This window comes from Streptomyces sp. NPDC002690, assembly GCF_053592415.1.
In genome coordinates, this window is sequence record NZ_JBSFVR010000416.1 from 1 (window position 1) to 6,185 (window position 6,185).

Annotated in this window: 4 protein-coding genes; 2 read left to right on the plus strand and 2 right to left on the minus strand. The window is 70.3% G+C overall.

Features of this window, described 5'->3' with window-relative positions:
• Positions 1-116: 116 nt before the first annotated feature.
• A complete protein-coding gene (locus tag ACWD3D_RS32125) occupies positions 117-1,370 on the minus strand; it encodes a sugar ABC transporter substrate-binding protein (RefSeq protein WP_451464254.1) in 1,254 nt (417 codons plus the stop codon).
• 54 nt (positions 1,371-1,424) lie between these two features.
• Positions 1,425-3,401, minus strand: a complete 1,977-nt coding sequence (locus tag ACWD3D_RS32130) for a glycoside hydrolase family 127 protein (protein WP_451464255.1) — start codon at positions 3,399-3,401, stop codon at positions 1,425-1,427.
• Between the two features lie 211 nt (positions 3,402-3,612).
• On the opposite strand from ACWD3D_RS32130, the gene ACWD3D_RS32135 reads away from it, so the two are divergent.
• Both ACWD3D_RS32135 and ACWD3D_RS32140 read left to right on the plus strand, forming a co-directional pair.
• Positions 3,613-4,632, plus strand: coding sequence for a LacI family DNA-binding transcriptional regulator (locus ACWD3D_RS32135; RefSeq protein ID WP_451464256.1), 1,020 nt, complete (start codon positions 3,613-3,615; stop codon positions 4,630-4,632).
• Between the two features lie 196 nt (positions 4,633-4,828).
• Positions 4,829-6,100 (plus strand): DUF6357 family protein, encoded by a 1,272-nt coding sequence (locus tag ACWD3D_RS32140; RefSeq protein ID WP_451464257.1) that lies wholly within the window; start codon positions 4,829-4,831, stop codon positions 6,098-6,100.
• The last annotated feature ends 85 nt before the right edge of the window (positions 6,101-6,185 follow it).

A 6,185-nucleotide genomic window follows, 5' to 3' on the forward strand; every position in this document is an offset into this window, starting at 1 on the left:
CGTCGCGTCCTGGTACCCGGCCGCCCCGGCCCACCCGCCCCCGGACGGCCGGAACCGGGCGGGTGCTCTGTGGCGGGCGGCGGGCGGCGGACCGCGCCCGTCACCCGTTTCCGTCGTCAGCCGGTCTTGGACGCGGCGGCCTGCTGAGCGGCCTTCATCGCGTCCTCGGGGCTCTTGCTTCCCGAGAGGGCGGACTGCACCGCACCCCACAACTGCTCCGAAATCACCGGGTAGTCGGTGCCCAGGCCGTCGCTGGTGCGGCCTCGTGCCGTACCCACGGCGGCGACCCACGGCTCCAGCTTCGGGTTCTCGGCCACCTGCTTGGCCTGCACGTCGGCCTGGGGCGCGACGTAGGAGAGGGTGGTGTCGGTGGAGAGCAGGTTCTCCGAGCTGATCAAGCAGTCGACGATCTTCTTCGTCGTCGCGTAGCGCGCGGTGTCCGACTGGACGGGAACGGTGACGAACTCGCCGCCGGTCGGCGTGGGAGCGGCACCGCCGTCGCGGGACGGAATGCTGATCACCCCGTAGTCGAATCCCGCCTTCTCGGCGTTGGCCAGTTGCCAGGTCCCGTTCTCGCCGAAGGCGTACTCACCGGTGGCGAACTCCTGCCAGGCGGTGGTCTGGGTGTTCTGCAGGACGTCGTGCGGCGCCAGTCCGTCGGACACCCAGTCCTTCCACAGGGTCAGCGCGTCCACGCCGTTCGCGTCGTCGAGCTTCTTCAGGTCGCCCTGGGCGCCCCAGAACCAGGGTTCGAACTGGAAGCTTCCCTCCTCCGTGCCTATGGCGGAGAAGGTGATGCCCTTCTTGCCGGCCGCCTTCACCTTCTTCAGCGCGGCGGTGAGGGAGTCCCAGTCGGTGAGGGTGGCGGCGTCCACACCGGCCGCCTTCAGGACGTCCTTGTTGTAGAAGAGGGCGAGCGTGTTGGCACCGATCGGGACGCCGTAGGCGGAGCCGTCCTGGGAGCCCGCTCCGATGATGTTCTGCTGGATCTTCGAGGTGTCCAGTCCCACGTCGTCGGTCTTGGCCAGCATGCCGGCCGAGACCAGGGTGGAGACCACGGGGTTGTCCACCAGCATCACGTCGGGGGCGTTGTCCTGCTGGGCCGCCAGCAGGGCCTTGTTCCCGAGGTCGGTGGTGTCCATCCCGGTGCGCTTGACGGTGACGCCCGCCTTGGTGCCGCAGCCGGTCACCAGCTTGGTCCAGTCGGAGGAGGCGTCGAACTGCGGGTACGGGTCCCAGAAGGTGTAGGTGCCCCGGTCGGAAGAGGCGTCGCTCCCCGAGCCGGAACCGCCGTCGGAACAGCCGGCGGCCGTGGCGAGCGTGCCGAACGCGAGTGCGGCTGCGATGGCACTGCGGCGCAGGTTTCTCATGATGACCTCGTTGTCGTGATGATGGAGGGACGGCAGTGCGATGGGGGGGCGTTCTCAGAGCGTCGGCAGCCAGACGCGCATGCTGCCGGTGGTGCGGTTGGCCCACGCGTAATAGGGCACCGCGGTCAGTTCCAGCGCTTCACCCCGGACGGGCTCACCGGTGTCACGGGCTCCTGTGGTTCCGGAGTCTCCGTGGGCGCCTGCCGGTGTGTAGGGCCACCAGTTCGGCTGTGCGAGGGTGCGCCGCCGGCCTGTCGCGACGACGGTGACGACACCGCCCAGCAGCTCGGGCCGTTCCTTGACGGCGAGAGGGGTACGGACGTCGATGACGATGTCGTCCAGGCCGCCGTCGGGGTGGTCCGCCTGTTCGAGGCAGTAGACGAGAGGCCCGTGTTCGATGGCGACGCACCCCCGGACCGCGTCGACACGCGGGTCCGAGGAGACGAGCCGGAGGGAGAGGTCCAGGTCGAGTTCGACCCGGTCGCCTTCCGCCCAGACACGTTCCACCCGCAGCCAGCCTTCGTCGTCCACGTCCGCGTCGACGGGGACTCCGTCGCGGGTGAGGGTGTACGCCGCGCACCACTGCGGGATACGGAGGGACAGTGTCCACGGTGTCCCGGTGGCCGTCTCCACGGTCAGGGCGACCCGGCCGCGCCAGGGGTACTCCGTCTCGACCCGTACCGCCACCGGCTGATCGTCCGCCTGCCCGGTACAGACACCGGAGGCGTACTGGTGGATCTGCAGACCGCTGCCGTCGGTGGACGCGACGTAATGTTCCAGGCTGGCCAGGAGGCGCATCACGTTCGGCGGGCAGCAGGCGCAGCGGAACCACCGGGTGCGGCGGGAGGACTGGTCCCCGCCGGCACTGACGTATCCGTCGCGGACCTGGAGCGGGTTCACGTAGAGCCACTCCTCGCCGTCCAGCGACACACCGGCGAGGAAGCCGTTGAAGAGGGTCCGCTCGATCAGGTCGCTGTACCGTGCGTCACCGGTGAGCAGCGCCATCCGCCAGCTGAACTGGATGGAGGCGACGGCCGCGCATGTCTCGCAGTAGGCACGCTCGTTGGGAAGTTCGAACGGGTCGCCGAAGTCCTCCTTGTCGTGGTGCGCTCCCACGCCGCCGGTCAGGTGGGTCTTGGTGGTGGTCATGGCGTGCCACAGGCGGGCGGCCGCAGCGGCCAGGTCCCCTTCCCCCGTCTCGGTGGCCAGGTCGGCGACGGCCGCCAGCAGGTAGAGCTGGCGCACCGCGTGGCCCTCGACGGTCTCGGCCTCGCGCACCGGAACCCGGTCCTGGCAGTACGCCTCGTGGTGGTGGACTCCGTGGCCGTGCCGGTCGACGAAGTAGCCCGCGAGGTCGAGATAGCGCCGCTCCCCGGTCTCCCGGTACAGCTCCACCAGAGCCGTTTCCACCTCGGGGTGGGCATCGAAACCGTCGAGGGGCTTGCCGCTGCCCTCCGGTCCGAAGACGCTGTCGATGTGATCGGCGAACCGTACGGCCACGGCGAGCAGTTCGGGCTCCCCGGTCGCCCGGTGGTGGGCGACACCGGCCTGGATGAGATGACCGGCGCAGTACAGCTCGTGTCCCCACCGCAGGTCGGAGTAGCGGCCGGCACCCTTGCCGGACTGGAACCACGTGTTCAGGTAGCCGTCTTGCTCCTGCGCGGCGGACACCAGCGCGATGATGCCCCGGACCGTGGAGGCGAGGGCGGCGGTGTCACGGCCGGCGGCCTCGTCCTGGAGGAGCTGCCAGGACGCGGCCTCCAGCCACTTGTAGACGTCGGTGTCCTGGAACGGGTAGTCACCCTCGAAGGCGCCCTCGACGGCTCCGGCGACCAGGCGGAGGTTGTGCAGATTTCCGGCGTGCTCCAGGAGCCCCGGCCCCTGTGGGATGCCGACGTCCGCGTTGACCTGGCGCCGCCGTTGCCAGAAACCCGTGGTCACCGTCGCGTTCGTCGGCCGGAGAGCTGCCCCGGCCTGCGGGCCGAAGCGGATCGGGCCGGTGGCGGAAGAGCCGGGCTTCGTGCGGGACATGGAACTCCCCGGGTTGGGCGCACGCCTTCCTTCAGGGAGGCGGCGCGACTGAGGCAAGTGTGCGCAATCGTTTTCAGCACCGGAAACGTAGGATCACCACGACATAGCGTCAAGGACTTTGACCAAACTCCCTGAAACTTTCCCCGTGTTGGTCAACGGGCTGCCGGGGTGGCACTATGGCCGCTGCGGCACTTAGAGCAAAGGATTACCTGTGACGGAGACCGCTCGTACGGGGACCAGGGCGCGGGTGACACTCACCGACGTCGCCCATCTGGCCGGAGTCAGTGTGGGTACCGCTTCCCGCGCCCTCAGCGGCACGGGCCGGATGCGCCCCGAAACACGCCAGAAGGTCCTGGACGCGGTGGAGGCCCTCGACTTCCGCCCCAACCATCACGCGCAGAACCTGCATTCGGGACGCAGCTGGACGGTCGGGCTCATGACGACCGACGGCATCGGCAGGTTCAGTACGCCCGTGCTCCTCGGCGCGGAGGACGCGTTGGGCGCCGGCAAGATCTCCGTTCTCCTCTGCGACACCCGCGGCGACGTGATCCGCGAGCAGCACCACTTGCAGGTCCTCATGGACCGCCGGGTGGACGGCGTCATCGTCACCGGTCGCCGCACCGACCCCCGTCCGCCGCTGTCGGGCATCCAGGACATCCCGGTCGTCTACGCGCTGTCGCCGTCCACCGACCCGGAGGACATGTCGGTGATCTCCGACGAGGAGCAGGGGTGCCGGCTCGCCGTGGACCACCTCCTCGCCTCGGGACGGACGCGGATCGCCCACGTCACTGGCCCGGAACGGCATGCCGCCGCGCTCGACCGCGCGCGGTTCACCCGGCGGTTGCTCGAAGCATCGTCGCTGGAACTGGCCGGCGGGCGGGCGTACTTCGGCAACTGGAGCGAGGCGTGGGGGCGGCGCGCGGCGAACATGGTGCTGCGGGCCGCACCGGACGTCGACGGCTTCTTCTGCGGCAACGACCAGATCGCGCGAGGAGTGACCGACGCCCTGCGCGAGAAGGGCATCGACGTGCCGGACCAGGTGGCGGTCGCCGGTTACGACAACTGGGACATCATGGCGCTGGCCTCCCGCCCCCCGCTGACCACGATCGACGTGGACCTGATGGAGATCGGGCGTGTCGCGGCGCTCAGGCTGCTGGACGCCATCGACGACAAGGGAACACCGGGCGTGCAGAAGGTGCCCTGCAAGCTGGTGGTACGCGACTCGGCCTGATCCGGGTCCGGGCGGCCGGAGCGGACTCCGCGAGGGACGCGCCCCTCCGGCCGCGGAGCCCTCACGCGCGTGGTGCCGGGTGCGGTCCGCTCCCTCCCGGCAGCGTGGATGTACGTGGGTGAGGGGGCCGAAGCGGCCGGTCGGACCAGGTGCGGCCAGGAATCGGCGGTCTCCCCGGATGGGGAAGACTGGGCCCATGAGAGACATCGTTTTCACGCGCAGGAGCGGCTGGATCCCGAACGTGGTCCGCGAGAACGGCGAGCTGAAGCTGGCACTCGGTGCCGGGGCCGACGCCAACCACGAGCCGCGCACCTTCACGTTCCCGATCGGGGAAGCGCATCTCGCGGTGATGGGCGAGGACCTGGGCAGACACCTGCTGCTGTGGAGTGCGCTCCTTCCGCTGTGCGAGGCGGCCGGGACGCGGGGCCCGCTCGACGAGGACGCCGCCGTCGCGCTCCTGGACCCGATCCTCCTCTCCGCGCCCGCGGACGTCGACGCGCTCTTCCGGCGCATCCCGTGGGACCGGGGCCGGCTCATCGCACACGGCGCCGACATCGGCTCGCTCGAACGCGGCGAGGTCTGCGCGGCGATGCGCGCGGCGACGGAGACGTCCGACGGCAAACGGGCCCAGGAGTACACCGTGAACCGCCGTCGCGCCGAGCGCGGAGCGGCACTCGGCCCTCTCGACGCCGCGGTGCTCAGGTACACGGGCCAGTACCTGCACGGCTCGACGGTTCCGCGGCGCATACCCGACGCCGTCGATGCCCCGCTGCTGCCCGAGGTCATGCGTGTGATCGCCACCGCCGAGCAGGCGTGCGCCGGGATGCGGATCGGCCGCGATCCGCGTCGGGGCAAGCGCGCGCCGGACAAGCGCGACTGGGACCGGATGGCGACGGCGGTCGACGTGGCCGTGCGCCGCGCACACCCCGAGCTCGTCGACGAGGCGGTGCGGACCGTGGGCTTCCTGATGTGCTCGGAGGCAGCGAACCGCTCCAGGAGCACGCCCCTGGACGATGACGAGGGAACCGCCGGAGACCGCTCCGGCCCCGGCGCGCATGCGCGGAAGACGATCCTGTCGTTCACCGACGACAAGGGTGTCGAGAAGAAGTGGCGCTCGGGCGGTGCCCGCACCGCCACCGCGGAGTTCTGGGAGTTCGTCGCCGATCGCTCGGCCGGGGACAACGAGGTGTTCACCCTTGAGGACGAGGAGATGGGGGAAGGTATCCAGCTCCATTTCTACGCGGACTCCATCGCCCGCGTCACGACGGTGCGCAAGGGTGTGGGCGGGGCGGATCCGGAGTACCGGGTCGAATACGGCCTGGTGGACGGGATGGAGGGGTACCGGAAACTGGTGAGCGCCTTCGTCCGAGGCGGCTGCGCCGCACTCGATGAGCCCGGCTTCTGGATTCCGGATGCCGCCGAGTTCGAGCGCGAGCGGCGGCGCCGGGCCGCCGGGAAATCCGGCTGAATCCCTCGCACCCGCCGAAGGAAGAGCCCGCGATCAGGCGGGCACCGACTGGCGCGTACCGCCGGCGCGGCCGGGGCGTTTCCGG

Coding starts and splice junctions, on each gene's coding strand:
- ACWD3D_RS32125 (WP_451464254.1), bottom strand. CDS start 1,370: ATGAGAAACCTGCGCCGCAGTGCCATCGCAGCCGCACTCGCGTTCGGC.
- ACWD3D_RS32130 (WP_451464255.1), bottom strand. CDS start 3,401: ATGTCCCGCACGAAGCCCGGCTCTTCCGCCACCGGCCCGATCCGCTTC.
- ACWD3D_RS32140 (WP_451464257.1), top strand. CDS start 4,829: ATGAGAGACATCGTTTTCACGCGCAGGAGCGGCTGGATCCCGAACGTG.